Genomic DNA, 4,260 nt, shown 5'->3' on the forward strand with positions numbered 1-4,260 from the left:
GTCCGGGCGGCCGGACGCCCCGGCGCCGTCCACCGTCTCGTCCGTCTTCTCGTCCACCGTCTCGTCCGTCTCCTTGTCCGGCGCCTGCGCGCGGCCCGCCGCCCGGTCCTCCTCCCGCGCCTCGGCGCGGTCCTCCGCCGGTGCCTTCTTCAGCGCGTCCTTCTCCGCCTCCCGCTCCTGCTCGTCCGCCCGCACCGCGAGCAGCGTCGCCCGGGCGGCGTCCGCGCGGGCGGTGTCCAGGGCGGACTCCAGGGCGGCGATGCGCTCGTCGCGTGCGGTGAGTTCGTGGGTCAGACGGGTGAGCGCGTCGTCCACGTCAGCCATCCGGTAGCCGCGCAGGGCCGGCGGGAAGCGGAGCTGCTCCACGTCCCGCACCGTCGCCGCACGGTGCGGGGGCAGCGGGTCGTGCAGACGGTCCGGCGGCGCGTCGGGAAGGACAGGGCGGTCACCGCCGCCGACGACGGCCAACGTGGTCGCGCTCACCACCACGGCGAGCGCGACGACCAGGAAGAGGAACATTGCCAAGGCTGCGGCCCCCCGCGTGTCGAAGTTGCCAGGGGTCCGATCGTGCCATGCCTCCGGGGCGGTTAGGGTCGCAGACAGCCGAAGACCGGACGTAGAGGAAAGAGGCCGTACGGGATGCTCAGGCTGGGCAGGCGTGAGTTCGACACGCACGAGCCGGTGATCATGGCCATCGTGAACCGGACGCCGGACTCCTTCTACGACCGGGGCGCCACCTTCGCCGACGAGCCGGCGCTCGCCCGGGTGGAGCAGGCGGTGGCCGAGGGCGCCGCGATCATCGACATCGGCGGCGTGAAGGCGGGACCGGGCGAGGAGGTCGGCGCCGAGGAGGAGGCCCGCCGGACGGTCGGCTTCGTGGCCGAGGTGCGCCGCCGGTTCCCCGACGTGGTGATCAGCGTCGACACCTGGCGGCACGAGGTCGGCGAGGCCGTCTGCGAGGCCGGGGCCGACCTGCTGAACGACGCCTGGGGCGGCGTCGACCCCAGGCTGGCCGAGGTGGCGGCCCGGTACCGGGTGGGTCTGGTGTGCACGCACGCCGGCGGGGCGGAGCCGCGGACCCGGCCGCACCGGGTGGCCTACGACGACGTGATGGCGGACATCCTGAAGGTCACCGTGGGGCTGGCCGAGCGGGCGGTGTCCCTGGGCGTGCCCCGCGAGTCGGTGCTGATCGACCCGGGGCACGACTTCGGCAAGAACACCCGGCACAGCCTGGAGGCGACCCGCCGGCTCGGCGAGATGACGGCCACCGGCTGGCCGGTGCTGGTCTCGCTCTCCAACAAGGACTTCGTCGGCGAGACCCTGGACCGGCCGGTCAAGGAGCGGCTGCTCGGCACGCTGGCGACGACCGCGGTCTCGGCCTGGCTGGGCGCCCAGGTGTACCGGGTGCACGAGGTCGCGGAGACCCGGCAGGTGCTGGACATGGTGGCCTCGATCGCGGGACACCGCCCGCCGGCCGTGGCCCGCCGCGGCCTGGCCTGAGGGCCGGCCCGGCCTTTCGGGCGGCCCCTCAGGCCGCCCCTGCGCCGGGTCCGGCGGCCTCGTGGCCCGCCGCCTCGCCGGAGCCCGCCGCCTCGCGGGAGAGCAGGGCGACCGCCTCGTCGACGTCGTCGGTGAGGTGGAAGAGGTCCAGGTCGCGTTCGGCGCACTTGCCGTCGGCGACCAGGGTGGACTTGATCCAGTCGACCAGCCCGCCCCAGTGCGCGGTGCCGAACAGGACGATCGGGAAGCGGGTCACCTTGCCCGTCTGGACCAGGGTGAGGGCCTCGAAGAGCTCGTCGAGGGTGCCCATCCCGCCGGGCAGGACGACGAAGCCGCGCGAGTACTTCACGAAGCAGGTCTTGCGGGCGAAGAAGTACCGGAAGTTCAGCCCGATGTCGCAGTACGGGTTGAGACCGGTCTCGAAGGGCAGCTCGATGCCCAGGCCGACGGAGACGCCTCCGCCCTCCTGGGCGCCCTTGTTGGCGGCCTCCATGGCACCCGGGCCGCCTCCGGTGATCACCGCCCAGCCGGCCTCGGCCAGCGCCCGGCCCAGCCGGACGCCCGCCTCGTACTCGGCGGATCCGGGGCTGGTGCGGGCCGAGCCGAAGACACTGACCGCGTGCGGCAGCCCGGACAGCGCGCGGAAGCCCTCCCCGAATTCCGCCTGGATCCGGGCGACCTGCCAGGCGTCGCGTTCGGTCCAGCCGGACGCGCCGTCCGGGTCGAGCAGTCTGCGGTCGCTGTCCCCGGCGCGGCCGGGCGCCCGGTCCGCGGGCGCGGCCGCGGGCGTGGCCTCGACCGGGTCGAGGCCCTGCAGCAGGTAACCGAGCCGCTCCTCGCGCACCGAGACCTGTGTTCCCTCGGAGTTGCCTGTGGTCATGGGCTCTCCTCTCCGTGACGGGGTTCTCCGCGTCCTCCGTAAAGATTAGGTCTACGCGGGTTACCCACTGGGGACGCGAACATGTCCGTCGTGTGCCGTCCGGTACCCGTTTCGGTGTGAATTCCGCACCCGCGCGAGGGCGGGGACCTTGTTCAGGCCGTCAGCCAGTCCCGCAGCCGGCGCTCGGCCTCGGGGATCATCGACGCCAGGACCCGCTCGTCCCGCTTGTGGGCGAGCAGCGGGTTGCCGGGCCCGTAGTTGACCGCCGGCACGCCCAGGGCGCTGAACCGGGAGACGTCGGTCCAGCCGAACTTCGGCTGCGGGGTGCCGCCGACGGCCTCGATGAAGGCGCGCGCCGCCGGGTGGGAGAGGCCGGGGAGGGCGCCGGGGCTGTGGTCGTCGACCACGAACTCCTCGATCGGGCAGCCCTCGAAGACCTCGCGGACGTGCGCGATCGCCTCCTGCTCGTCCCGGTCGGGGGCGTACCGGAAGTTGACGGTCACGGTGCACAGGTCGGGGATGACGTTGCCCGCCACTCCCCCCTCGACGGCCACCGCGTTCAGGCCCTCGCGGTACTCCAGGCCGTCGATCACCGGGCGGCGCGGCTCGTAGGCGGCCAGACGCTCCAGGATCGGGGCGGCGGCGTGGATGGCGTTGGCGCCCATCCAGGAGCGCGCCGAGTGGGCCCGCTCCCCCTTGGTGCGCAGCTTGACCCGCAGGGTGCCCTGGCAGCCGCCCTCGACCTGGCCGTCGGTGGGCTCCAGCAGGACGGCGAAGTCGCCCTCCAGCCAGTCGGGGTGTGCGGCAGCCACATGGCCGAGGCCGTTGAGGTGGGCGGCGACCTCTTCGTTGTCGTAGAAGACGAAGGTCAGGTCCCGGTTGGGCTCCGGCACCGTGGCGGCGATCCGCAGCTGCACGGCGACTCCGGACTTCATGTCGCAGGTGCCGCAGCCCCAGAGCACGCCCTCCTCGTCGAGCCGGGAGGGGACGTTCTCCGCGATGGGCACGGTGTCGATGTGTCCGGCGAGCACGACCCGTTCGGAGCGGCCCAGGTGGGTGCGGGCCACCACGTTGTTGCCGTGCCGGTCGACGGAGAGGTGGGGCAGGGAGCGCAGTGCCGCCTCGATCGCGTCCGCCAGCGGCTTCTCGTCGCCGCTCTCGGAGGGGAGGTCGACGAGCCGCGCGGTCAGCCGGGCGGCGTCCAACGAAAGGTCCAGCGGGATTTCGGCCATGGCCCCGACCTTAACCCGCACCCGGCGGTGAGAGGTTGTCCACAGGGGCTCGGGCAGGAGGACGCACCTCCGTTACCGTGTTACCCGTGACAGAGACGTCAACCGCCCCCAAGCGTCGTGGTCGCCTCTTCCGTTTCGGGGCGGCCCTGATGGTGCTGTTCTCCCTCGCGGGCTACGTCGCCACCCGGTACCTGCACGGTGGCGGAGCCGGTCCTTCCGGACCGGGCTGCGAGGTGGTCGCCTCGGGTGGACGGGGTGAGCCCGCCCGGTACGCTTTCACGCCCGAGCAGGCGGTGAACGCCGCTACCATCACCGCCGTGGGCACGGCGCGCGGCCTGCCCGAGCGCGCCGTCACCATCGCCCTGGCCACCGCGCTCCAGGAGTCCTCGCTGCGCAACATCCGCTACGGCGACCGGGACTCCCTCGGCCTGTTCCAGCAACGGCCCTCGCAGGGATGGGGGACGCCGAAGGAGATCATGGACCCGGCGTACTCGGCCGGCCAGTTCTACGACCACCTGGTGAAGGTGCCCGACTACACCGAGCTGCCGCTGACGGTGGCCGCCCAGGAGGTGCAGCGCAGCGGTTTCCCGGACGCCTACGCCAAGCACGAGCCGGACGCCGCGCTGATGGCCTCGGCGCTCACCGGGC

The 4,260-nt window shown here is 73.2% G+C and carries 3 protein-coding genes and 2 pseudogenes; 2 read left to right on the forward strand and 3 right to left on the reverse strand.

Going from position 1 to position 4,260, the window contains the following annotated elements; translation table 11 throughout:
• Positions 1-201 precede the first annotated feature (201 nt).
• Positions 202-519 (reverse strand): annotated as a pseudogene (locus tag HW445_RS34150) (DivIVA domain-containing protein); the annotation flags it as partial.
• 120 nt (positions 520-639) lie between these two features.
• On the opposite strand from HW445_RS34150, the gene folP reads away from it, so the two are divergent.
• Positions 640-1,500: a dihydropteroate synthase gene (gene folP / locus HW445_RS20375; protein WP_180222422.1), complete on the forward strand. Its 861-nt coding sequence runs from the start codon at positions 640-642 to the stop codon at positions 1,498-1,500.
• Positions 1,501-1,528: 28 nt separating this feature from the next.
• Here the strand turns inward: folP and HW445_RS20380 are convergent, their stop codons facing one another.
• Together HW445_RS20380 and dapE are read right to left on the reverse strand one after the other, a co-directional pair.
• Complete coding sequence (locus HW445_RS20380; protein WP_180222423.1) at positions 1,529-2,380, reverse strand: TIGR00730 family Rossman fold protein; 852 nt, start codon at positions 2,378-2,380, stop codon at positions 1,529-1,531.
• A gap of 152 nt (positions 2,381-2,532) precedes the next feature.
• Complete coding sequence (gene dapE / locus HW445_RS20385; RefSeq protein WP_180222424.1) at positions 2,533-3,612, reverse strand: succinyl-diaminopimelate desuccinylase; 1,080 nt, start codon at positions 3,610-3,612, stop codon at positions 2,533-2,535.
• Between the two features lie 149 nt (positions 3,613-3,761).
• Between dapE and HW445_RS20390 the strand changes: the two are divergent.
• Positions 3,762-4,260, forward strand: a pseudogene (locus HW445_RS20390) (heavy metal transporter); the annotation flags it as partial.

The sequence above is a fragment of the Streptomyces sp. UH6 genome (assembly GCF_013421635.1).
GTDB lineage: Bacteria > Actinomycetota > Actinomycetes > Streptomycetales > Streptomycetaceae > Streptomyces > Streptomyces abyssomicinicus.